Source organism: Armatimonadota bacterium (assembly GCA_028871815.1).
Lineage (GTDB): Bacteria > Armatimonadota > Chthonomonadetes > Chthonomonadales > Chthonomonadaceae > REEB205.
The window spans coordinates 264,484-288,468 of record JAGWMJ010000003.1; the positions used below are offsets into that span (position 1 = coordinate 264,484).

Consider the following 23,985-nt stretch of genomic DNA (forward strand, 5'->3'; position numbering starts at 1 on the left):
CACTTACGGTCTCGAGCACCAATGGTGCCAGCTATACGGGCTGCTTGTAGCCGTTGGGTGGCACTGGCCAAGCTGTACCGTTCGAACTCACGCGAATGCGCTGTAGAACGCCTCGGCAGTGAACTTAGTGAACTCCTCTGTCTTCTCGGGGCTGCGCGTAATCACTTGCCATGGCTCCAATCGAGCAATCTCCGTCTGGAGGTCCCTCGCCGTTTTGGGGGTGCAACCGAGAATCTCCTGGACTGACGCGCTCGCTACCCCGTCACATTGAAAAATAAACGTGAATTCCAGGAGCTCCTGAAAGTTGAAGAACTTCTGCTGATAGTCGTTAGGTGACTGGCTGGCGAAGAAAACGACGACTCCCTTTGAACGCCCTTCTCTTATGATTCGTTGCAGGAATATGTTGTTTTGCGCTAGGTAGTTGTGCGCTTCATCAATTACCAGGACAGTTCGAATCATGCGTCGGCCGTCCGTGATCGGGCTGTCGGGCAGGGCCGCCATCTCCTTGTAGAGCCGCTCGATAACCAGGTAGGCGACGAGTTCTTTCAACACTGGCATGGCGTGGACATCGACAAGAAACGAGCGGTTTGACAGCCGATCCATCGGCGGTACATCGCTGCCGTGGCGCCAGAACAGGTCGAACTCGGAAAGATCGCGTAGCACTTCTATAAGGCTATCGTCTTTCTTTCCTTCTTCATCGTAAGATGCGGCCGCAGCTTCGAGAATGTCAGGAAAGTCTGGGTACGGGGCCGTTGAGTTTGTGCGCTTGGCGTATCCGGCTCTGATCGCTTCCGTAAGAGCACCTTTTTGGACTACTCCTAGCTTGCTGTTAATGGACGCGAAACTCTCGGCCTTTTCACGGGCTGACACGCTGATCGATTGTTCGTCATATGCAGGGAGCACGAACGGATTGATTGGTAGTCCTTGCCCACCCTGCAAGAGGCGAAACGGCTGAACTCGGGCAACCTCTAAGAACCGAGCGTTATCGACAACGTCGCCTTTGTAATCGAAGTAAATCAAGTTGGTCTGGTAATTCGACTGAATTCGGATATCTGACAGAATCTTTAACAAGAACTGCGTCTTGCCGACTCCGGGTTTGCCCATAATCGCAAGGTGCGAATTAGCGTGTTTCGTTGTGTTATTGAGCTCGATTACTAGCTCACCTTGCTGGAGAAGCCGCCGGCCAACGAAGATATCGAGTCCACGGCCAGAGTACTCGCGGATGCCTGCGAACTCGACTTCGTCTACTAAGCGCCTCAGCAGGGCGTCGCCATTTCCCCCAAGCTCTTGGAACATCTGAGCGAGAATTGCGGCGCCGCTATCAATGTGGCTCTTGAGAAGCGACCGATTGGAGAAGAACTCCTCTTCGGTTAGGTCTGGCGTCTGATGTGTAAACGAAACCAGCGTGCGCAAGAAGACCTCATCTTCCCCGATAAAGGTCGGCCGCTTCATTTCGCCGCCACCAAAGCTCGTACTACGGGAAACTCGAGCGCCATCTTTCAGCAGGGACAGTGCAAAGGCAATTCGGGCAAGCGTCACCTTCTCCAGCTTTGTTTCGAGTCGCAAAGCACTGAGTACCTCATCGGCGTCGCTCGACGTGTATAGCCGGTCAGCCATGATTCTCTTCCCAGAAATACCCTTGCTTGATCGTGGACAATTCTTGGCGTTGATCGAATTCCAACCGTGCCGCGCCGGTCAGTCTCGGCCTTAGCGCCTTGTAATAGGCTTGGTCTACTTCCGTGTCCGTGGAGAGGATAATCACTTGCTCACCAGCATTGGGAAAGTAGCTATTGACAATATTGTCGCGGTGTGAGCTGTCCAGGCGCGATAACGGGGTGTCGATGATAATCGGTAGTTTCAGCTCGCTTGTCTGCGCAAGGCCCCATAGCAGCGCGATTGCGAATACTTCCTTTTCGCCTGCCGACAACGCTGACTTTCGTATCTCGTGCCCATTGCGGTCCGTAATGTGAACCTCATATGTCTCATCATCGATCGTGATGTCCTTTATCAGGCCACTGCGGCTGGACAGCCTCCGATACATCTCTAAGGTCTTCTCCTGGAGAACATTCACCTTGTTCTTGCGAAGGCGAACCACAAATTGGTTAAGGACGCTAGCAATGGCGTCGCACTCGGCTAAGAAGTCTGCTTTCTCCTTTGACACGTTGTGCCTCTCGTACAGCTTGGCGATCTCAACATCGAGCTCGCTAATTCGCTTATCGAGCGTAAAGATGTCTTCCTCTTGGAGACGTAGTTGCTCAGTCTTGCGTCCGATTTGCGTCGAGCAGCTTTCCATGGAGGACTGAAGGTCGTCGTACAAGTTCTCTTCAGTTCGAGACAGGGAGCCGCCTTCGACAACGCCCGCAAGTTGCCGCACCTCGGCTTGGAGACTTGCCACCTCCTCCAGCAGCGGCTTCAGCAGGAATACGTCGCTGCGTTCTAAAGTATCGATCTTATTAAGAACCCTGGCCGCATCACGCTCCGACAGACCAAGCACTTTCGGTGCGTCCGCCCGAGGGTCTCCCTCCTGAAGAAGGCACAAGATTCTGCGCTCCAGTTCCGCCATACGTGCTGGGGAAAGCGTTTCCGTATAGATGGGTTCTGGTTCCTCAACAACGCGAACGATTCTCTTGGCCAGCGAGGCGGCATTCTCTTTGATAGCTTCGCCGCTGGCGGATTCGCGCTCCGCTTCTATTTGCCGACGCAGTCCGTCGAAAGCCTTGCCGGCGATGCTAAACGGCAGTGCCTTTTCGCATAAGTCGCGAACCTCGGTCTCGACTTGCGCAAGCCGATTAGCGGCGATTGCCCGTCTCTTCTCCTGTTCACGAATAGTCTCTCGGGATTCCGGCGCGATGTTGAATGTAGCTTCGAACCTCCTCTTGTCCTCTCTGAGTTGGCTCTTGAATGCGTCCAACTCACTACGAATATCGTCCACTTCTTGGTGCTTCCGCGCCAACTTGCTCTGCTCTCGTTTGGCTTCCGTCTGCTTGAATTCTAAATCCTCGTCGGAAATCTCGACGAAGCCCTTCCGTTCTTCCTGCTTTATGTAGCCAATATCGCTTGCCAGACGGTTGATGTACTGAATTCCTAATGCGGCCTCAAGTGACGATTTCAAGCGAACTTCAGAGTGATCGTCAGCTGCTATTTCCTGGATCTTCTCGCCGTCGAAGAAGAAGAACTGGGTAATGCCTGGTGGGATTGCGGCGCGGATGAAGTCCTGCCAAATCTGTTGGTTTTGGCTGGAAACCCGTTTGCCATCGCGTACTACTACTAGGCGCTCCACGAGGTCGCGCGGCTTCGGATCGGTCACCGTACCTGCGGTCCATGACCGCTTTACAATCAACTCCGAGTGGTCGTCCATCTCCATAGAAAGCTCGAAAGCGATATCGGCATTGCCCTTCGCCTTTTCCCTGCGGTTGATGTTCCGGAAGATGTCGTCAACCTTGCCGCCATACAGGCAGTAGCTTACAGCTTCCATGATGGAAGTCTTACCGGCTCCGTTCATGCCACCAATGAGGAAGATACTATGGCCATCATCACCTGATGGAAATTCTATATCCGTCTGGAGCTGAAACGACTTGTAGTTTTCGATGGTTAGCTTACGGAACTTCATGTCTGTTCGCTAAGCTCCCAGACGCCCTTTGGTGAGCCCTTCTTTAGGATCCCGTCTTGTACCATCCGCCATCTTTCCCAATGGGTATTGTGTCGCCAAACGATGCCCGCGGTATCTCGTAACTCTAGGTCGCGCGGCAAGAGATGGCCTTCGAGCTGCTTGGCCATTTCGTCGATCACGACTTGGCTGCGCGCACTTCCTCCGTGCGCACGCAGAGCAATGATAATCTGTTGCCGCAAGATGGCAAAGTCCGTCGTTGGCTCTTTCGATCGATGACGGGTCGGTGTACTTGCGGATTCTGGCTCCCGGGACCGTGATCGTTTGTCGGGAAGGCCGGATGTTGGGCGGCCAGGCATCGACTCGGTGCCCTCATTCGTTCTATAACGTAAGTCGTTTAGGGTCGCCTGCAAACCCGTCGCTAGCTCCGCCAACGCTCTAACCCTGTCTTCGTGGAGTTCGATTGAGGCAATTAGCCGAGTCTTTTCTGAGCGTAACGCATCGGGCACCGATACCTCAGACTTCTGCAACCGCTCGATCGTCTTCGCAATCTCTCTTAACTGCGCTTCTTGTTCCTTAGGAGTTGCCTCGTTGCGACCGATGACGAGTTGATCAATTACCTGACGGATTAAGTCAATCAAGCGCCCAGGGTCTTGTGCAAAGTCCTTGATAGTTGCGTCTGACGTCAATGGGATGGCTCTACTTCGCGAGACGGATCGCTACGAAGAATGTCTCGCAATGCATCGTAGACACCGGTCCGCCGATCTTTGAATTCGTATTCGCGAACGGTGTCGAGCAGCTTCAACACTTTCTCCTGGCTCACGCCGTGCTGCTCGCAAAGTTCTTTCAAGAGCTGCCTATCATCATAGGAGAGATTCATTCTGCTGTTGGCGCCTCCACGGTGAGTTCCTCGACGCGAAGTTTGGCTTCCGCTGGGCGTCTCGGGGACTCTTACTGCTTCGTCAGACTTTCCCCGACCAAGGCTCCAATCCCTTCTTGGCTTATGGCCGGAAGTATTGGAACGACAAACCTATCTATGTCTGTCGCGTAGGTTTCCGCTTGAGCGCGCACACTTGCGTACATCTGTGTTTGGAATTGGCCGATGACGGCTGGAACACGAGTAATCTGTCCCCACTGGTGAAGACACCTTAGCTAGAATCCGCAGCGAGTTGAGAGACTTCGCTTCCGAAATGGAGGGACGCTGTAGCCCGATCGGCGCTTCCAAACCGCGCGGGCCGTAGCAGGAGCTACGTGCCCGATCGAAGAGTGCGGTCGCTCCTCGTTGTACCATCGGCGATATACTGCCAGCTCGATCTCGGCGTCCTCAAGGTTGTGAAACAGTTCGACGTCCAGGCACTCAGCACGCAGCTGGGAATTGAAGCTCTCGATAAAGCCGTTCTGCCACGGCGACCCCGGCTTGATGAAATAGGGCTTAGTATTGCGTTCCGACAGGAACACGGCGCGCGTGCGCGCCAGGAACTCACCGCGGTTATCGGACCGAAGGAACCGGGGCATTCCGTACTCCTTGAAGCACTTTTCAAGGACGCACTAAACGTCGTTTGACCGAACCTGGGAGCGGATCTCCAGTGCCAGGCAATCCTTCGTGTACTCATCCTTGACCCCTAGGATCATGAGCTGCGTGCCGTTCATGCAGGTATCGAACAGGAAGTGGATGCACCAGACATGATTGGGAGCTTCGGCTTTGATTGGAACGCTCTCGCCGGTGTGCTTCTTACGATAGCGCGTCATCCGCCCGAGCTTCTCCTCCTTCCAGATCTGGTGAACCCGCTTGATGTTCAGCGGTGCAAACTCCGACCGCACAAGCGCGTGCGCCATGCGGCAGCCTATGTTCGGCCGCTAGGTCTTGCGCAGCCTTTCACGTAGGTCGATGTCCTGGTCCGGAGCACTCTTGCGATACGGCGCCGCCGTAGAGGCGCCTGCGATCTTACAGGCTCGCCTCGCCGTAACACCTTCAGACATCAGGAATTGCGCGCCCGCAGCTCGCTGGGGATCGTCCACCCGTTTTCTCGAAAGAGCTTCCTTACCGCGGAGATCTCAAACTCAGGCTCGGCAACCAGGAGCCCGAGCGCTTCGTTCTCCCTCTCGAGCTCCCGCAGCCGCTTCACATCATCGTTCTCCATGCCGGCGTATTTACGCCGCCAGCTGTGGACCGTCGCATCGCTCACGCCGTGCGTTGCAAGGATCGTCTTCATCGGCGCGCCGGCCTTCAGCTCGCCGAGGACCTTTACAATCCGGTCCTCGGTGAATATCGATTTCTTCAAAATGATCCTCCCTCATAGGTGTCGAGAGGATTCTAGTTTGCGCGTCTTCAAATCCTTGGGCAGACCACATCTTCCCCTATTGGAAAGGCGATCTCAGTTGGAAACTGGAAGGATTTGTAGTTTTCAATTGTCAGCTTTCGCAGTTTCATTCAAAGCCCTCGCCAACCGTCGTTAGACAGACTGCGAAATAGTTTGCGTTACGACAGGAGATATTGGGAAACGTCGACTGCGTTACCTCTTCCCGGCTGCCCCAATAAGAGCCGTGGATTGTCCTCGTAAATGCGGACGTGCCAATAGTCTTTCTTACCGCCGACCGTCTTATCCATGGATTGGACCAGGGTCCTTAGAACGGCAAGCGGAATAACTACAATCCTGTTCGCGGAGCCACAACCAAATGCTGCATATCCTGCTGCAGCCTTCTGAAGAAAGTCGAAGTGTTTTTTCTGAAATCCATACCAGTACTGCAGGTTTGGATAGGTTTTGGAAACACCGCATGTAAAGCGCTTTTCATCGCCGGCGCTTCGGTATTGAGCTAAGGTAATCTTGGTAAGCGATACGTCGAAGTGTTCCGCAACTGCCTCCATGACCTGGGGATGAAAATTGGCCACATCCGTAGTTTTGGAAACAATGGGCCAACCACTCTGCGTCTCCCCGGTGGCACCGGACGTCCTCTTAGGAGTCTAAATCGTTGGACCGATGCGCCGACCGCCGATGTCTTCAAGTATGCTCTTTAGGCCACCCGACAAAGACGCCAAGGACTTACTTGCTTCTTCATTGACTGCAAGAGCCGCAGCCAAGCGAGTCTTTTCCGCTCTCAACGCCTCAGGCACCGTCACGCCTGCCTTCTCCAGTCGCTCAACAGCCTTTGCGATTTCCCGGAGCTGTGCTTGGCACTGTACCACTTCGCCGGTTGGTGAATTGGTACGTAACTCATCGCACACTTGGCGGCAAAGCTCGACGAGGAGATCTGGGTCTTTGACGTACTGTTCGATGTCGATTGCATCGGTCATACCGGCTGCTCCGCTTGTTCGGTCGGCTTACTCCTCAAGATTTCCCGTAACTCATCATATACACCGGTCCGCCGATCTTTGAATTCGTATTCCCGAACGGTGTCGAGCAGCTTCAACACTTTCTCCTGGCTCACGCTGTGTTGCTCGCAAAGTTCTTTGAAGAGCTGGCTATCATCATAGGAGAGATTCAATCTGCTGTTGCCGCCTCCACGATGAGTTCCTCGACGCGACGTTTGGCTTCCGCTGGGCGTCTCGGGGACTCTTACTGCTTCGTCAGACTTTCCCCGACCAAGGCTCCAATCCCTTCTTGGCTTATGGCCGGAAGTATTGGAACGACAAACCTATCTATGTCTGTCGGGTAGGTTTCCGCTTGAGCGCGCACACTTGCGTACATCTGTGTTTGGAATTGGCCGATGACGGCTGGAATACGAGTGCCTTGCACGCAGCGTCACTTCCAGGTCGCATTCTGAGAATGTTGACTCGGTTGCTAGGGATGGTCTGCCCCCAACGCTAATGGCCTTCTAGCTACAATCCGCGGTTGGTTGGGCCATGCCGATTTGGAAGCTGAGGGGCGCCGTAGCCCGACCGGCTCCCCAAACCGCGCACGGGCGGCAGCAGGAGCTACGTGCCCGGTCGAAGAGTGCGGACCCAGCTCGTTATACCAGCGCCGAAACGGTTCGTTACTAGAGGACCCTACTTTACGCGCCTCCAGGTCCTGCGGGCAAACCAGCCGCGCGCGTGCTTCCAGCCGCCGCCGGTATAATCTGCCAAGCGGCGCTCACCGTGGCCGGCTCGTAACGCCATGGTTTGCGATCCGGCATTAGTCGGGCATTCACAGGCTCCGCGACCGGCACTTCTCGCGGGTCACGTTCCAACCGACGAGGCGTCACAGTAGTCCGCCCGCCCCACCCGACCGGCGAGTTGCGAGGAGGCAGAATGAGCGAAGAGTTTCCAGGCGCGGTGCCCGAGATACGTGTTGATAATCTGGCCAAAGCCGCGGTCTACTACGAGAAGTGCTTCGGTTTCCAATGGGACTGGGGCGTGGAGGGAATCGGCCAGGTCTCCAGAGGAAGCTGCCGGATATTCCTGACCGACAACGCGTTTCGTGGCACGAATACCACCGGAGAGCCGGCCGTAATCTGGCTCAACCTGAGCAGCAAGGCGGAGGTCGATGCGCTGCACCAGTCGTGGCGAGATAGCGATGCACAGATCGTTCACGAACCCGAATCAAAGCCCTGGAACCTGTACGAGTTCACCGCCAGGGATCTTGATGGCAATCAGTTCAGGGTCTTTTACGATTTTGCGTGGGAGCTTCCCAACCGTGGAGGCCGCAAGGATGATGACGTGGAGCGCGACGAAGCGCGGGCAAGGTTTTGAGAGAGCAGCCATAATCGCGCTGACCCGGCGCAGCAGCGGCAGGAGCCTTTCCGGGTCTCGTCCAATTGGATGGCGAACGCTTTGAGGTTACAGGGACTATAGCCAGGCAGAGCAGGTAATCCAATGCCATCAGAACCGGAAGTCACGTCGACCCCTCATCAATGGTATATGCGGCCCGTGCTCTTTGTTGCCGATGTGAACCGGGCACTCGGTTTCTACGTCGGCAAGCTCGGTTTCGAGAAACCGTGGCATGAAGGTGATGGGACCGGCGGAGTCTGCCAGGTTGACCGTGGCGGATGCGAGATCATCCTTTGCCAGCATGCAACCCGGAAGGACAAGGCGCGCTTGTTCTTGTCGCTGACGCCCGAGGCAATCGAGGAACTGCGAAGCGAGTTGGCCGAACGCGGTGTGCCCAGCAAGAAATCCTGGTGGGGCTATCCGGTGCTTCAGATTGACGATCCCGACGGAAACGAACTGCTTTTCCCGGTTTCAGAGTGAGCGACGGTAAAGAGCGGTCGGCCTCCGTGAGTCTGAGCCGACACGTTTCAGGTCCCGTTTTGCGCCTTCCCTGCGCACGACGGCGTTACAGCCGGACGGTCGGGCGTTCTGCCGGACTCGACGCCGCCGGGCGCGAGGAATCCACGACCAACCGGGACCGTCCATCGCCGGAGCACCGAGCGACCAAGTTGCGACACCGGCCGGCAGCTTGCCGGCGGCACTGACGGTAAGTCGTCGACACCAGGCTGGGCCGCGCGCTCAATCCGGCGACCACAGGATACTTCCACGCGGTGTGGGCGCCGAACAGCCTGTCGGACCGAGCTCTCCGATGCGGCGAGACCCCCCCCCGGCGCACCCGTTTAGAAGTGGTGAAACAGCAGCTCTGGGCTGCTTGTACCGCCCCCCACCCCTGTCACGCCACCGCCCTGCACCGCGACGCTGCCGCTGTGATCCGCTTCGTGAACCAGCAGTACATGACCCGTGTTGTCGATGGTTACTGCGCCTGTGGCGCCTGCGTTCCAGTGCCCAACCGTGGTGACCGATGATCGCAGCCCCAGCGCCGTGTAGGTTCCGGAATCCATGGTCTTGTAGTGCGTCAACTGTACGGCTGGTCGCCACGCCTTGCCGTCATAGATTGCGATCCACGTCTCGCCATCATCCAACCCATTCGCATTCAGCTCCATCACGACGGCCATGGTTCCGGCCGGGCCCTGGCCGGCCTGGAATCCTCTGATCGGAAAGTGTACCGGTGTCTCCGTCTTCAGAACGGTGTACTGGCCGGTTCCGGCAACATAATCCCGCACGCTGTGCTCCTCACCGCCTCCGAAATCGACGATGATGTGGTTTCGGCCCTGCGCATCGACCAGCAACCAGGGTGGGTATGTCTCAACCGTCGAGGTGGGCAATGTTACCGCGGTAGTTTGCTTGCCGCCTTCCACGATCGCGATCCGGGTCTGGCCGAATGGCTCGTTATTGGCAGTAGCTTCCGCCACAAAGTGCGGAGCGCCCGACGCATCAAAATAGCCATCGAGCAGAGATAGACCATCACAGGCTTTGAATGCGCCGGCCGGAGTAACCGTTGTGAGAAACACCTCCCTGGGGGCGGAGTGCTGATTGCCATCGAGATCGACCTCTGCGACGCTGCCGGTGCCCATTGCGGCCTGGTGCTGCGCATACTTCGTGCCCGCCTGGAACATCAGCTCCGGATGAAATACATCGGTATTGACCGAGTACGCTACGTGGACCTTACCCGTGGGATCGGCTGCCGCAAAGAAGGAGCCGATGCCAATCCGCTGGTTTTGCGGATCTGCGAGCGGTGCGTTAATCGGCGTGATCGGCCCCCATTGTCCGTTGCTCAGAGACCGATAGAACAGGTTGCATGCAACATAGTCTGGTCCACGGCTGGATGGCAGCCCTGTGTTGGGAGTTGCAATCGCGCGCCACACCACGTAGACCCGGTTTTGCCCGTCGACAGCCAATCGGCACGGACCAACCATATGTCCAGGCATATCCTGAGAGAGGTTCACCGGCGCCGACCAGCTCTTACCGCCGTCGGTGCTGGAGCGATAGAATACGAAGTCTTCCAGTCCCGGATTGGTGGCTTCAACGAACGCTACGTGGATACTTCCGTCGCGGCCCGCCTGCACCTGCGGGGAGCCGACTTCCTTGTTGTACGTGGTGAGCCTGGCGTCGGCCGGCTGCGGCGCTTGACCCGACTTCTGCTGAAGCGCCGCGCTGCCCGACACGTGACCTCGGCAAGCTGCGCCAAGGCTGCATACCGCGATCGCCGCGATACAGGTCAATTGGAGTTTCGTCTGGGCTAGTCCCCAGCGGCGGAGCTTGCCGGCAGCCATCGGGCCGAAATCTGCCTGGGTGACCGGCTGCTGGTCCGCAGGGCAACGGAAAGCGGGCTGACCGGTCCCCGCGGGTCCAACGTTCGAACGGGTGAGTCTCCGCTGTGCCAAATGCGCGTCCTCCTGGGTGAAGATGGACGATAATACCTGATCGCACAATGCGAATCGGCATCCGGCGCATCGCTGCCATAACCATCCCGGTGCGCCATGGCGGAGCGGTATGGTCCGGCAAACAGCCTACGTGCACCGGGTTTCCGCGCCGAACCGCCCTACCGGGTGTTAACGGCTACCACGGCATGAGCTCAGGCGGCACTGCGGGTCGTTCAAGCCTGCAGTTGAGCCTCAGTTATCCGGCGTCTCATCTCCCAGAAGATGGCGCACGGAGTACATCTGGCCGGTGTGGTAGCCAACGTGGAACACCAGATACTCCAGGAAGCCGCCATACGTCCAACCATCCGGCCAGCCGGGAGCCGACGCGCTGAGATCCGGATTGAGTGCCCGGAAATGTGCAACGGACTCTTCGTGAATGCGCATCAGCTCGCTGCACACCTGCTCCGCGGTCATCTGGAGCTGCTGTTCAGAGGGATGCTTGTCCATCGTCGTCGAGTAGTAGCCAAACCGCTCGTCGATCAACGGGCTGCTCACCGCGCATCGCGCCAGGTCGGGCTTCATCGCCACACCGTTGGCTTCCGGATCCGATTCGCCACCACTTCCCGCCAGTCGGATCGCCTCCCAGTAGGCGACGTGGCCGGCCAGCTCACCTACCGAGAGCAGTCCGGCCGCGGGCCGCTTCCATACATTCTCGTCGGCAAGGCCCTCGAACGCGAACTTCATCTCGTAAAAACCCTGATCCAGCAGCTTCAAGTAGGCCTCAACCATCTTCTTCCTCCTCAGACGAACTCGTCCGCTGATCGCTCGCACACGCGGCTCCGCCAATAGCGTCTCTGCGCTCCAAACCGGTTGGAAGCGGTCCTAAGCTTACCGCGCGAACGCGCCATGTCACTCTGCAAAGCCCTCTGGCATCGCGCCACTCGCAGCAATTCGACCGCGCCGCATCTCGAGCATTTCCCTTCGGAACCGGCATCGATCCCGGTCTGGCCGGCGTAGAATCAGTTCAGGCAGACAACTGACCGGCGACACAAGTGTCCCATCCATGGAAGTACGACCGGACAGGGCTTTCATGCGGTACTTTTCATAGCGCTAACACGGCCGTGCGGGTAAATTGCCGGAACAGACTCCCGGTCACGACACAGAGGAGAGATTTCATGTCCATTCAACTGGGCGACACCGCCCCCGACTTTACGCAGGACTCCACCGCGGGCCCGATCCACTTCCACGACTGGGCCGGCGACAGCTGGGTGGTGCTGTTTTCGCATCCGAAGGATTTCACGCCTGTCTGTACTACGGAACTTGGCGCGCTCGCCCGGCTCAAGCCGGAATTTGACAAGCGTAACGTCAAGGTCATCGGCCTCAGCGTGGACGGCGTGCCCGATCACGTGACGTGGTCGCGTGACATCGAGGAGACGCAGGGCGCAGCCCTCAACTTCCCGCTTCTCGCCGATCAGGACCGAAAGGTCTCCACACTCTACGGCATGATCCATCCCAACGCGGATAACACTATGACGGTGCGTTCCGTTTTCGTCATCGGACCGGACAAGAAGGTCAAGCTGACGCTCACATACCCGGCCAGTACGGGTCGCAACTTTGCCGAGCTGCTCCGCGTGATCGACTCCCTGCAGCTCACGGCCAACTACAAGGTGGCTACACCGGTAGACTGGAAGCAGGGCGAAGATGTGATCATCGTCCCAGCCGTGTCCAACGACGAGGCGGAACGGCTGTTCGCCAAGGGCTTAACACAGATCAAGCCTTACCTGCGGACCACTCCACAGCCGGACCTTTAAGCGGGCGGTTCTCTGGGGCCAACCGGAACGTCCGGCGCAGCGCGGCAGTGCTGCTGCGCCGGCGTTCTGCCGGTCATGCCATCCCGTTGTGGGCTTCGTCGATAGCGGCCCGTAAATTCTCCCACCGGGCGCCGGGAACGGTGCAGTCCGCTCCCAGCATGAAGCGGCCGGAGGCGTCGCGCAGCGCCTGCCGCGCTTCAGCACGCACCTGCGCCTCGGTCCCAGTCGCCAACGCCCCGTTGCGGTCCATGCCGCCGAGGAACGGCCGACCGAAAATGCTTGAAATCTCCGCGCTGTGCAGCGTCCTGCCACCGACTACGGGATTGCAGTTGACTACGTGGCCGGGATATTCCAGAAACGGCGTCAGATCGTCGTAGCCACCCACCGTGTCACGGTGGTAGTCACAGATGTGGAGGATGTTGAAGGGACACTGTCGCTCGATCTCTCTCATCACGGCAAGGTCGAATGGTTTCACAACTTCGCTGAAAAGGGAGCGGTCCGCAAAACGCCGGCTCTCGCCACCCTGCGTGGAGTGATAGAAACCATCAACTCTCAACCGGATGCACTCACGCACGAAAACCATCAGGCTCTCGGTAACAACCTCCAGTCCACGCCGTACCGCGTCGCGATCCTCCGCCAGGTGCGCCACCAGCTTCGCGCTGCCGCCAACTTGCCCGGCGCACATGAATGGCGAATAGAGCGTGACCACAACGGGCGCCTCCGCCTTAAGCGCCTCTAACAGGCCGCGTACAACCTGAGTCTGCGGCTCGAAGAATGCCCTGTCCAGCGGTCGAATAGCCGCCCAATCGGACGGACGTTCGATCCGCTGGGGCGGGAACGGCCGCTCGTACTGTATCTTCACAAAATCCATGCCGGTAAACCGGAAAAACTCGATGTGCTTCTCGATCGCCGGCGTGCCCTGGTGGCACGAAGAATCGAAGTGGCAGAAAAACGCAGATGGAACGTATCCCTGCCGTGGATCGCCAGCCGGTCCTCCATCCAGCAGACCAAAAACAGCCTCTCGTCGGTTCACGTCGTTCTCCTTACCGGCGGTTGTACCATTGAAATTGCCGTTCCAGTTACTTCCACACCAGCCTTCTCAATGGCGTAAATCGGAGCCTTACCGGCCCCAGCAAGCCGGCCTCGGGCAGCGTCGAGTTCTTCGCCCACAACCTCCACGTGGTAAAGGTGAACCTGCCCGAGGGTGACGGCTTATCATCGAGCAGCCACTGCGGCCACGCGGCCAGCGTTCCGTTTGATTGGCGCGGACTGTCCTCCGGAAGCTGTTCGTCGCCAATCATGCGGTTCGGCCATAAGTCGGCAACCCGGATCTCGAGCCGGTTTGCCCCCGCGCGCACCGCGGCGGTTATATCCCTGGAGTACGGTGCGTGCCACAGGATGCCCAGATCCTTGCCGTTCACGGTCACCCGTGCCATGACGGCCACATTCCCCAGGTCAAGCGTGATTCTTCTATTCGCTCTTACCACGCGGGCCGGGATCTCGAAGGTCGTGCGATACGTGGCAATTCCCGAGAAGTAGCGCACGCCCGGCGCCGGATAGTCGCTTAGCGAAATGAGCCTGTTGAGACGGATGTGACCCGGAGCGCCTGAGTTCGGTGGAAACCAGACATCCCACGGCCCACGCGGATACAGCGTAACCGGCCGATGGTGGATCGTAAAGACAACACGCTTACCTCGTTCGGTCGTCAGGGTGTAACGGCCCGGTTCTGCAGCTGCAGCCGACAGCGCGCCGTTGGCTGCGAGGTCCAGGTCCAGAGCGGGAGCGGCATCCGCGGGCTGCTCGAACGCAACCGTCTCAGGATCGGTAGCCGTCGCGACCAGCCGCTTTCCATGAATCGCGTACTCCACCGTCAGCGTCTTCAGCACATTGACGGCCGGATCACCGCCGGAAGCCAGATTTGCAACGACGAAAGACCTGTGACCAGACGCCACAAGCCGGGCTACCTGCACTGTGACGTCTTTCGTTCGCGCCGGATCACCGGCTGGTCCCCAGACAGCGCGGATGACGTGAACCGGCGTGGCGTAGACCTCCTTCTCCGGTGTTATCGTCACTCCGTTGCGCTTAATACTCACAATGTGAGAACTGAGTTTGCGTGTAGCAGGACGGAACACGACGAAGATAGACTGAGCGGCCTCCATACGCAGGCAAAGCCGTGTTGACGTTCTGGAGGTCTGATACACGGCTGCAAGCCGTCGCACCCCGGTCTCCGGATCCCATAGCTCCGGACGCTTACCACCGATCCGGAATTCGCAGTCGGCATTAACCGCGCGATGGCTGCGGTTAGCGATAAAGTAGACATCGAGGTTGCCGATAGTTCGGTGCGTAAAGTCCAGGTTGCGGTTCGAGCCGAAGTCAGGTCGTATCCCATGTCGCATCAGGTCGGCTTCGATGGAGCCTGCGTCCGTTATCTTTCCGCTGCCCCACAGCCTGTCGGCGGTCCGCCTGATCTCGGCATCGCAGTTCGGATAGCCGTCGAGGCCCGGAGACGCGTCAGGTCTCGGACCGAAGACAACCGCTCCGTGGTCAACCAGCGTGGCTACGCGCTGCAGGAGCGCGGGTGTCATCGTGGTGACGTCAGGCAAAACGAGCAGCCTATACGTCATCCCGTCCGGCAGCACAAGCCTGCCGTTGCGGATCGTTACTCGATGCAGAAGTGCATCGGCGGTGCAGATATCGCTTCGATAGCCGTGTTGATCCGGTCCGGTTGGTGGTGAGAAGCTGTCAGGTGCGCCTTCCGGTTCCAGATAGAGGATATCGGCTACCGGAAGTCCCTTTTGAAGCAGATACTGGCACCGCGCCAGGTATTCGTGCCACGGTTTGGAGAGGTTCCACCACGTCTGCGTGCGCTCGTAATGCAAGCCCCAAGGGCCCATCGACATGCCCGGGGCTCTATCCGTCCACGGCTGCATCGCAAACCGGTGAATCACAAACTGGTTTACGCCTCTGCAGAAAGCCCAGTCTCCCAGCGGCTTGATCGCTCCCGGCCAGAGGAGCCATTTCTCGGCGTCTCCCGCGGTAAAAGCCTCCGCGCCCACAATCCGTCTGCCATACAGATGCGCCGCGGATACCATTTCGGGCGTGACGGCCGCCATAAAGTTATTGGGCGACGACCAGAACTCAGTCATCGGCTCATCGGCCATACCGCCATACCGTACGTCGTCGAAAACCGCGTTGCCGTAAGCCTCAACGGAGAGGCGGATGCCGGCGCTGTGGGCCAACTTCCGCATGGCGCCGGCGTAGTTCTCCGCAAGCAGGCCGGCGATGGTCTGTCGAAAGTCCCACAGGAACCGCTCGGACTGTTCCAGGCTCCCCACAACACGACCGGTCAGCACCGGCAGGTATGGCGTCAGATCGTAGCCTCGCCGCCGGAGGAACTCCTGCGGGAATCTGGCCGTCCAGTTCTGTGAGCCCATCTCCCAGCTGTCGATGTGCATCGACACCAGAGATTTTCCGACCAGATCGGGCGAGTCATGGATCAGCCTGCCGATGAGTCCGTTGAATGCAGCGGTCGCCCCTTCCTTGCTGAGCTTGTCGCACTCCAGTCCGCGACCCGTGGCGGGCGCCGGCGCGTTGACTGCGCCGGTTGGCGTGTAACCCATACGCAGCAGCGTCCACCGACCGGCTGGCACGCTCCAACGGATGCGGCCATTGGTCTGCATGAGCGGTGTGATCATCCGAATGGCGTTCCGCGGAACGATATCCGATTGCGGTAAGCGCGCATAACCGGATGCCGGCGGAATGTCCTCCCGTACCAGGCCGGTCTTTCGAGCCAGGTGCGGAATTCTGTAATTCGCTGGTGTGGGATAAGCGGTTACGGCGATGTCTCTGTAGTATCCGTCGACCGTAGGCGGCTGCTTCAGCACGCCATCAAATGTGGTCGGTCCGGTAACGGGCGTCTCCGTCCACACCACTCGCTGCATGGCGAGGTCCGGCGTGATCCATGGCCCGCCACTCCCGCACCAGCCCGCATCGTCATTCATGTCCACCTTGAGACCCAGGCGTTTGGCCTCTGAGAGAACGAACCTGAAGAGCGCACGCCACTCGGGGCCGGCGAATGCCACCGGCCCGACCGGCACGCCCTGATCCACCTCCATGATCAACACACCGCCGACTCCGACGCGCTTCATCGCCTCCAGGTCGGTCGTGATTCCGGCCTTCGTAATGTTTCCATTTAGCCAGAACCAGTAGACCCACGGTCGCGCCGAAGCCGGAGGTGACTTAAAGTTGGCCGCTAGTTGGCCCGCTGCCGTTCCGCGCACCGTTAAGAGAATGATCAGCGCGATGGCAGCTATTCCAGCGCTGTGCCAGCCCCTGGCAAGTTGGCCACTCGATCGTTGCATAATTGTTAACTGCATATGGCGGCCGCAAACCGGCCCGTGGTGGAGACTGGTACGCAGTATGGCCCGTTGCGGGAAGGAAGCCGTCCGCCATTTGACGGATTGTCGAGAAAGCGTGGCGGGATCGAAGCTTTCCCATCCTTACCCGCGCATCGCGGTCGGTACCGGAGGCGCGGGTGCGTCACGTGGCGACCGGGAAAGGTAGTGGAATATGCACCAACCCAGCGTGCCGCGGCAAGCGCCGGCATGGCGCGATTTCTACCGCGCTGCTTGGGGAGTTCAAAGGCTGGTACTGATGGCGGGCCTGCTTGGCCTCATGCTGGGGACGACCAGCGCGTGCGAGGCGCAGGAACCGTACCTGGCCGGCTACCTCATCATCCCCGTGGCGCAGAATGTGGATCGATCGTACAACGCCGGCTACTCCATCTATATAGCCGCATGGCCGCTGCTTCGCAATTATCCCGGCCATCGGTTTCAAACGGGCCTGCCTGGCACCTGGATGTTCGCGCAATACGACGGGGCGGCGCCAAAGAACATGTACTCCGACGTTGAGGGAGGGCTTGGGTGGTGGACCGATACGCGCTTTCCCACGGCGACGCCGAAGTTCATCATGGGCGGCGTGGGACCAAACTTCTCCGAAATTGCCAACGGACCATCGCACGGCGCCGGAACATGGGAGAAACCGCGGGGACTGTACGGTGTCGCGCAGTTAAGCCCCTGGCTGCTCTTTCCAATCGACGGCTTGAACCTCAAGCAGGGAACCTGTGGGCAGCTGTTTGGCTACGGTTACCTGAAGCTTCCCCTGGCGGACGCGAAGTCGACCACCGACGGCGCCCAAACACCGACCGGCGGTCAGTGCTGGACCCTGTTCCTGAATACCAGCAACTTCAAGGGGCCGGCAGCATTCTTCCTGCCCTATTTCTGGTCGCACGCCACGGTGAAGGACCGGCGTCTTGCCGGCCTGCTGCTCGACAGCCGGCCATCCGACCCGAACCGTCAGATCCAGATGGAGACGCAATACATACCCTGCCAGGTCGCAAGAGCGCCGAATGGTGACGACTACGCGCGGATCGATCCAACCTCATTCCCTCGCAGCCGCGACGGCCGTTCCGTGCTGGTGCATCAGGATACCGACTACAGCTCTGCCGCCCTCTGGAATTCGGTTCAGGCGTGGTTCGCCGGCGGAAAGCCCAGTACCGGGGCAGTCAACGCGAATGGCGCGCAGATTCGCACATTCCCGGGCCGCGGACGGGCAACCTGGGAAATCCGGATCCCGCGGGCAGATGGCACGGAAAGCCGCGCGCCCATCGACTGGAGAGGCTTCGCCACGCCTGCTTCCATAAATGCCGACACATTCGGCTACAGCTGGAACTATCGCTGGGTCAACAAAACGGCGACGAGCGCTGGCGCCCTTGCCACGCTGCCCGAGTACTTCCACCTTGTGAACGCCGCCGATGCGAAGAAAGCGCGGTGGGAGCCTGTTGCTGCCGCGAACGTGCCGGCCGGCACCGGGCTGAAGCGGCTGACGTGGAAACGTGCGGTAGAGAGCCCGCCGAAACCGTACACGACACCGAATGCCGCCAACAGCGCATGGAAAAGGCCGGGACCCGCGGCGGGGCCCTTTGAGGCGCACCTCGGAGATGGCACCACTGTAACCTATTACTGGTATCGATTTGCCGACCAGCCTGCCATGCTGAACGCAGGTTTGACCGCGGCGGAGCGCGAACGGATGCAGAAGCGCATAGAGATGATCGAGCGTGCGTGGCCGAAGAGTCGCAACTATCTCGCGCCGCCCGCAGCCGGCAAGCTCGCGGCAATTGATCCAGCGCTGATTGTGCGCCCACCAAAGGGCATGGAAATTGGATACGTACCGATCGCCACCAGGCAGGCTTACGCCAGGCCGTGAGTGATCTGGTCACAGGGTATTGCGGACGCTCCCTCGAAACCTGGTACAGCCGACGGGCCCGCCAAGGAAAACCGAAATGCGCCACGATGCTACGCTATTGGTCGCTCTGACGTTTGTGCTGTGGCCGGCCCGGACCGTCGCGCCGGCAAAGACGGCGTTTGATCCGCTGCTGCAGCGCCTTCACCTTACGGCTGGGCAGGCTCAACTGGATCCGGCACGGTGGCGCGGTGGCGGACGATATGCGCTCCCAGCCTTCAATCAGGTATGGGACAACTGGCGGCTGCTTGATCCATACGCCGTCAAATCGGGCCGCGAGGCCCTCAAGGCAGCCGGCAGCTTCCGCCGTCTGCTGCATTGCGGTGCCCAGCAATCCGGCATCGAACCCGCACCACCCGCGCCGATCGTAGATACCGATAATAACCTGGTAGGCGCCATCACTGAGATGCAAGCCTATCTTGGCGCACCACTGAACCCGGCCCAGGTGAGCGCGCTCCGTATCAGCGCACGCAGCGTGCCGCCCGACGTGCGAGCCGCTGCCGTACGGCTTCTGAAAGCGGTGCCACCCGCGCTGCAGGCGCGCTGGAGGGCATTCGCAAAGTTCGGCGGTGAACAAGCCATTGCAGCCGTGTACGACCGAGCCATCAGCTTTGGAATCGACTTCGATCCGGTGGACACCGACATCCTCAAGTTGGTGGACAGCGTGGATCTGAAAGCGCTGGTGGAGGGCGCCGGCGGCCTGGCCACGGCAATGGACGCGGCGGGCTCGCTCAAGCCGTCAACGCGGAAGTTCCACTTTGAGTGGACCACACCGATTGGAAAGATAGCACTCAATGGCGCAGCCGACGACCTGTATGACGCGGCGCCGTACCTCATTATCATCGACACGGGAGGCAACGACACCTACCGGTTTGGGCCCGGCGCGCGGCGCCTGCAGAATCCGATTTCGATGATTGTGGACCTCGCCGGAAACGACACCTACACCAGCAGTACGCCAGGAGCATTCGGCGCCGGCATACTGGGTTACGGTTTCCTGCTCGATTGCGGCGGGGACGACACCTTCACGGCGGGCGACGTGGGTCTCGGCGCCGGCATATTTGGCGTTGGCATGCTGATCGATCGCGCCGGAAACGACAAGTACAACCTCCATCGAATGGGTGAAGGCGCCGGAACGTGCGGCATCGGCGTGCTGAGCGATCTGGCGGGTAACGATACATACACCTGCATGCAGTTGGCTCAGGGATTCGGCGGCGTGCGCGGCTGCGGAGTGCTGGTCGACCGAACGGGAAACGACACCTATACGGCCGACGACACCCATATCGAGTATCCATCACCGCAGACAGCCGACCACAACGTAAGCATGGCGCAGGGCGCCGGTTTCGGACGGCGCGCCGATCCCGGGGATGGTCACTCGATGGCTGGAGGTGTGGGACTGCTGGTTGATGGCGCCGGCAACGACAAATATAGTTGCGGCGTCTTCGGTCAGGGCGTAGCCTACTGGTACTCGCTGGGTATGCTGGTTGACTTCGGAGGTAACGACAGCTACAAAGGCGTCTGGTATGTGCAGGGAAGCTCGGCGCACTACTCGGTTGCGGCCCTTTGCGACCTCGGTGGCAATGACACGTACACCGCAACAATCGCGCAAAGCCAGGGACAGGGCCATGATTACAGCATCGGCCTTTTGCACGACTATTCCGGTGACGACGTATATACATGCCCTGGCGGATGTTGCGGATCCGGCCGCTGGAACGGCATCGGACTGTTTGAGGACGCCACGGGCCATGACGTGTACCATACTGGGGCAGGAGCGCTGGGGCAGGCAGACGACTCGCGCCCGGGCAGCAGCTGTCTGGGACTGTTTGTCGGCTCCAGAAACGCACTGTTCCCGGCCGGCAGTATAGCAAAGCCGGGCACGCTGTGGATGGCGCCGCCGGACAAGGCCCACCCCCTCGCGCACGCCGCGGGCATGGCGCGATAGATGGCCGGCAATGCCCCGCTAGACCATTACCGCCTCGCCGCAAACCTGGCATGAGGCCGCAACGGGAAACGGAGATAACGCGGATACGGGCGAAAACCCCACGTCCGCTGTAGATGGATGGCGAACTCCGATATGGCTGATTTTAATGACGTTCGGCGCATCGCACTCTCGCTGCCTGAAGTCAGCGGCGACATGGCGTTCAGCGTAATGCGGTCCGGGCGCAGCCGCGGATTCGCGTGGGTTTGGCTGGAGCGCATCGATCCCAGGAAACCGCGCGTGCCCAATCCTGAGGTAATCGCGATCCGAACGCCCGACCTTGCGGAAAAGGAGGCGCTGCTCGCCGCGGACCCCGATATCTTCTTCACAGAGCCTCACTATAACAACTATCCCGCCATCCTGGTCCGGCTCGCGAACATTCCGATCGAAGAGCTGGAGGAGCTGCTTGTTGAGGGTTGGCGGTGCCGCGCCGATAAGGCGCTGGTGCTGGCTTTTGACGCCGCACGCGCCGACGGGAATGTCCGGCAGTAGACCGGGAGCGCCAGGCGTCGACCGGCCAAAGCCACATCAGGTGGACTTGACCTTGCCGGTCAGCAGCCGCCCGCACGGCCACATGCCCGCCTTTTGCAGCGTTCGTCGCGACGCCAGGTTATCGGCGTTGCAGCGTGCAGAGGGCGTTTTGCCGCGCTGCCACGTCTCGCGCTTCACCTCCTGAACGAGGTAGGAGCCATAACCGCGGCGGCGGTGCGCCTCAGCCGTCGCCATAAAGATGTCGCCGTAAGGCTCGTTGTAGTGGTACAGCGCGCCACCCCACGCGGCGCTCTCGCCGTTCACTTCGATCAGCCATTCGCCATGCTCTTTTTCCCCATCCGTGGCAGCGCGGCGGAATGTGCCGCCCGGCGACGGCAGGCTGGTGGTGAGCGCATCGTAAAACAGTACGTTCTCAACCGATATCGCCGGCACGCAATCCAGAAACATGAGCAGCATCAGCGGCAGATTCGTTTGTGCCTCCATCTCGGTGGCGCCACTGGTCTGCAGCAGCTGCCGGAATATGGGCGCAGCCTCTGCCCGCAGATGCGGCAGCAGATAGAACTCCATCAACCTGCCCGGATCATACTTGTTCCAGATTCCGGCATAACCGGCTGGCCTGCCATCTACGGCAATCTGCCAGGGGTCCGCCAGTTTACGCGGCAGGGCGGAATAGTGGATGATCTGGCATCCAGCCTCGTGCCGGTACAGCTCCCGCATAGGTTGGACCGCTTCAAACTCCACACGTTCTACGGTGACGTCCAAGATCTACCTCCTTATCCGTCCGGACCGCTACCCGAACATTGCTCCACCAAGCGTACGGCTGATCCGGACCAACTGACCCTACCCCTGGCCGCGCTGTGCGTGGTTTAATCCTCGCAGCGCTCATTCGGATGCCGCGTCATTGTTCTGGCAGGTCCGATGTCGCGGCCGGCTGCCCGCAGCGGCCGACGTTCCGGTCAGCGCGAAGCTGCCGCCAGGTCGGCCCAATGGAATGGGGCCAACGGGCCGCCTGGCGCTCAACCTGCCATAAGGTACAAAAGGCCCGCGCTATAAGGCCCAAAAGGCAACTTTAGCGCCTTGGACACTTCGCGCAGCCGCGCTACACTCGCGGCATGGCTTGGAGCGATATCGAGTCTCATACCGTGGAAGCCGGCGATGTGCTGGAATTGAGCGCCCTTGGCACATGTTGCGCGCCGGGGCTCTATGTGGTGCTGAGCGCAGGGCCGGTCTGCTGTCTGGCGCCGATGCGTGCCGACGAGACCGGCATGCTTCGCCCGACAAACGACCTGCAATACCTGCCCAAAGAATCGATTCCGCAGTTCCTCTCGACATCCCTGCTCGCGATGCATTGCATGACCTTGTAGTTCCAGCCCTACGGCGTGAGCCGGAACAAGTCGATTGCATTCTGGAATAGCCACCGGTCGGCGATGGTTGTTGCCTGCTTTTCGGTGATGAAACCGGTCTCCTGCTCCAGGCTGAGCACCCCTTCGAGTTCCCTTCTCGCCTGCCTTGCGTAGGCTGCCGAGGCTTGCGGCCACCACGCGTCACCGCCAAACCCCAGCACCTTGTTGAGCGGCACAGAGTGCAGCAGGCTGCGCGCTACATCCCTGGTTCGGTAGGGATTGATACTCCAGGCCCAGCAGAAATCTGCCCAGGCATTCGGCATGTGCTTCACCAATGCGACCAATTCCTCCGTATAGGGCCAGCCGGTGTGCATCAATACGAAGTCCGTCTCCGGGTGCTCGGCCACCAACTGCCACAGGCCCTGCGGTTCGATCCACTCCATCGGCATCGGTCCATTGCCCGCGTAGTAGCCCGTGTGAATCTTCAACGGAAGCTTGTACTGTGCCGCCAGTTCAGCGCCACGCGCCAACATGGCGTCGCCGAGAACCAGTTGGTCACCCGCGACAGCGACGCCGGTCAGGATCCGCCCCAACGCGGCATCTGCCTCGGCCCGTTCGCGAGGCTGCCAAAGCAGTGTCCGCCGATAGGCATGCTGCGTCTTTACGGCCACCGCTGCTGAGGCGTAACGCGAAAAGAGGCCCTCCGCGGCCGCTTCCAGCGACGCCAGATCGTTCACAGGGATGCCGGTCTCATGCTCCAGGGCTACCACATCGACTTGCCCGCAGGCGAGGTCGCACCACGACAGGTCGTACAGAAAGAAGCCGGGCCCTGAAGCATCCTCCTCGCACTTCCAGCAGAAGTCGTCGATCTGAACCGAATGCAGTCGCGCCGTGTCACGCAGCACGCGCAAGCGCGTTCCAGGCCGCGCTTCGGTCGACAGCCGGCTCTGCGCTTGTGCCAACGCGGCGCCGGTTAACTGCCGAACGCCATACGCTTGCCAGGCAATACTTGCCGCCGCCTCGCCGTATCCGGTTAACCTGCAACGTTCCCAGAACGCAGCCACGCCTTCGAACCGCGCCGCAATGTCTGTGTCGCTCTTGTCGAGGAGGCGATCCACGGCCGCGCGGGGCGCGCCTGCCGACACCAGGTCATGCACCACGTAGTTGTCGAAAATGCTCTGCAGAATATCCGGCGGATTTGCCAGATACCGCTGCTCGGAATGCAGGTGCTCGTGCGTATCGACGACGCGCATGTTTTCGATATGGAGTTGGAGGTCGGTTGGCAAGGGCGATACTCCCCGATTGGTTAGTTCCTCGCGATACTGTTCGATCCTGCTCGGCGCCGGC

At 59.7% G+C, this 23,985-nt stretch carries 23 protein-coding genes; 7 read left to right on the forward strand and 16 right to left on the reverse strand.

Translation table 11 applies throughout. The annotated features are described in order from the left end of the window. Positions 1–87 precede the first annotated feature (87 nt). The 10 genes from KGJ62_05620 to KGJ62_05665 form a co-directional block, all read right to left on the reverse strand. On the reverse strand, positions 88–1,617 hold the full coding sequence (locus KGJ62_05620; GenBank protein ID MDE2126048.1) for a DndE family protein: 1,530 nt from the start codon (positions 1,615–1,617) through the stop codon (positions 88–90). Continuing rightward, complete coding sequence (gene dndD / locus KGJ62_05625; protein MDE2126049.1) at positions 1,610–3,610, reverse strand: DNA sulfur modification protein DndD; 2,001 nt, start codon at positions 3,608–3,610, stop codon at positions 1,610–1,612. Before dndD ends, KGJ62_05620 begins: the two co-directional genes overlap by 8 nt. Then, a complete protein-coding gene (locus KGJ62_05630) occupies positions 3,607–4,296 on the reverse strand; it encodes a hypothetical protein (protein MDE2126050.1) in 690 nt (229 codons plus the stop codon). The genes dndD and KGJ62_05630 overlap by 4 nt, the downstream gene beginning before the upstream one ends. Continuing rightward, positions 4,293–4,487 (reverse strand): hypothetical protein, encoded by a 195-nt coding sequence (locus KGJ62_05635; protein ID MDE2126051.1) that lies wholly within the window; start codon positions 4,485–4,487, stop codon positions 4,293–4,295. The genes KGJ62_05630 and KGJ62_05635 overlap by 4 nt, the downstream gene beginning before the upstream one ends. 272 nt (positions 4,488–4,759) lie before the next feature. Next, positions 4,760–5,122 carry a transposase gene (locus KGJ62_05640; GenBank protein ID MDE2126052.1) on the reverse strand — a complete coding sequence of 121 codons (363 nt, stop codon included), beginning with the start codon at positions 5,120–5,122 and terminating at the stop codon, positions 4,760–4,762. Between the two features lie 33 nt (positions 5,123–5,155). Next, entirely contained in the window at positions 5,156–5,443 is a 288-nt protein-coding gene (locus tag KGJ62_05645) for a hypothetical protein (protein MDE2126053.1), read from the reverse strand. 143 nt (positions 5,444–5,586) lie between these two features. After that, positions 5,587–5,889: a transposase gene (locus tag KGJ62_05650; GenBank protein MDE2126054.1), complete on the reverse strand. Its 303-nt coding sequence runs from the start codon at positions 5,887–5,889 to the stop codon at positions 5,587–5,589. Positions 5,890–6,086: 197 nt separating this feature from the next. Next, positions 6,087–6,497 carry a hypothetical protein gene (locus KGJ62_05655; protein ID MDE2126055.1) on the reverse strand — a complete coding sequence of 137 codons (411 nt, stop codon included), beginning with the start codon at positions 6,495–6,497 and terminating at the stop codon, positions 6,087–6,089. Between the two features lie 72 nt (positions 6,498–6,569). Further along, positions 6,570–6,899 (reverse strand): hypothetical protein, encoded by a 330-nt coding sequence (locus tag KGJ62_05660; protein ID MDE2126056.1) that lies wholly within the window; start codon positions 6,897–6,899, stop codon positions 6,570–6,572. Next, positions 6,896–7,090: a hypothetical protein gene (locus KGJ62_05665; GenBank protein MDE2126057.1), complete on the reverse strand. Its 195-nt coding sequence runs from the start codon at positions 7,088–7,090 to the stop codon at positions 6,896–6,898. The genes KGJ62_05660 and KGJ62_05665 overlap by 4 nt, the downstream gene beginning before the upstream one ends. A 745-nt stretch (positions 7,091–7,835) precedes the next feature. On the opposite strand from KGJ62_05665, the gene KGJ62_05670 reads away from it, so the two are divergent. Both KGJ62_05670 and KGJ62_05675 read left to right on the forward strand, forming a co-directional pair. Then, positions 7,836–8,276 (forward strand): VOC family protein, encoded by a 441-nt coding sequence (locus KGJ62_05670; protein ID MDE2126058.1) that lies wholly within the window; start codon positions 7,836–7,838, stop codon positions 8,274–8,276. Positions 8,277–8,399: 123 nt separating this feature from the next. After that, positions 8,400–8,774 carry a VOC family protein gene (locus KGJ62_05675; GenBank protein MDE2126059.1) on the forward strand — a complete coding sequence of 125 codons (375 nt, stop codon included), beginning with the start codon at positions 8,400–8,402 and terminating at the stop codon, positions 8,772–8,774. A gap of 359 nt (positions 8,775–9,133) precedes the next feature. On the opposite strand, the gene KGJ62_05680 is transcribed toward KGJ62_05675, so the two are convergent. Both KGJ62_05680 and KGJ62_05685 read right to left on the reverse strand, forming a co-directional pair. Further along, the gene (locus KGJ62_05680; GenBank protein MDE2126060.1) at positions 9,134–10,627 is read right to left on the reverse strand and encodes an exo-alpha-sialidase; all 1,494 of its coding nucleotides are present in this window, start codon (positions 10,625–10,627) and stop codon (positions 9,134–9,136) included. A 342-nt stretch (positions 10,628–10,969) separates the two neighbouring features. Next, positions 10,970–11,506, reverse strand: coding sequence for a DinB family protein (locus tag KGJ62_05685; GenBank protein MDE2126061.1), 537 nt, complete (start codon positions 11,504–11,506; stop codon positions 10,970–10,972). Positions 11,507–11,892: 386 nt separating this feature from the next. Between KGJ62_05685 and KGJ62_05690 the strand changes: the two genes are divergently transcribed. After that, complete coding sequence (locus KGJ62_05690; GenBank protein MDE2126062.1) at positions 11,893–12,528, forward strand: peroxiredoxin; 636 nt, start codon at positions 11,893–11,895, stop codon at positions 12,526–12,528. A gap of 73 nt (positions 12,529–12,601) precedes the next feature. On the opposite strand, the gene KGJ62_05695 is transcribed toward KGJ62_05690, so the two are convergent. Next, positions 12,602–13,561 (reverse strand): hypothetical protein, encoded by a 960-nt coding sequence (locus tag KGJ62_05695; protein MDE2126063.1) that lies wholly within the window; start codon positions 13,559–13,561, stop codon positions 12,602–12,604. Positions 13,562–13,607: 46 nt separating this feature from the next. Continuing rightward, complete coding sequence (locus tag KGJ62_05700) at positions 13,608–16,889, reverse strand: hypothetical protein (GenBank protein MDE2126064.1); 3,282 nt, start codon at positions 16,887–16,889, stop codon at positions 13,608–13,610. Between the two features lie 313 nt (positions 16,890–17,202). Between KGJ62_05700 and KGJ62_05705 the strand changes: the two genes are divergently transcribed. From KGJ62_05705 to KGJ62_05715, 3 genes are all read left to right on the forward strand, one after another. Beyond that, positions 17,203–18,792 (forward strand): hypothetical protein, encoded by a 1,590-nt coding sequence (locus KGJ62_05705; protein MDE2126065.1) that lies wholly within the window; start codon positions 17,203–17,205, stop codon positions 18,790–18,792. Between the two features lie 76 nt (positions 18,793–18,868). Further along, positions 18,869–20,767 carry a hypothetical protein gene (locus KGJ62_05710; protein MDE2126066.1) on the forward strand — a complete coding sequence of 633 codons (1,899 nt, stop codon included), beginning with the start codon at positions 18,869–18,871 and terminating at the stop codon, positions 20,765–20,767. A gap of 132 nt (positions 20,768–20,899) precedes the next feature. Continuing rightward, complete coding sequence (locus KGJ62_05715) at positions 20,900–21,295, forward strand: hypothetical protein (GenBank protein ID MDE2126067.1); 396 nt, start codon at positions 20,900–20,902, stop codon at positions 21,293–21,295. A gap of 36 nt (positions 21,296–21,331) precedes the next feature. Here KGJ62_05715 and KGJ62_05720 read toward each other — a convergent pair whose 3' ends face one another. Beyond that, positions 21,332–22,057: a GNAT family N-acetyltransferase gene (locus KGJ62_05720; GenBank protein ID MDE2126068.1), complete on the reverse strand. Its 726-nt coding sequence runs from the start codon at positions 22,055–22,057 to the stop codon at positions 21,332–21,334. Between the two features lie 380 nt (positions 22,058–22,437). Between KGJ62_05720 and KGJ62_05725 the strand changes: the two genes are divergently transcribed. Beyond that, positions 22,438–22,659, forward strand: coding sequence for a hypothetical protein (locus KGJ62_05725; protein ID MDE2126069.1), 222 nt, complete (start codon positions 22,438–22,440; stop codon positions 22,657–22,659). An 8-nt stretch (positions 22,660–22,667) separates the two neighbouring features. Here KGJ62_05725 and KGJ62_05730 read toward each other — a convergent pair whose 3' ends face one another. Next, complete coding sequence (locus KGJ62_05730) at positions 22,668–23,924, reverse strand: amidohydrolase family protein (protein MDE2126070.1); 1,257 nt, start codon at positions 23,922–23,924, stop codon at positions 22,668–22,670. Between the last annotated feature and the right edge of the window lie 61 nt (positions 23,925–23,985).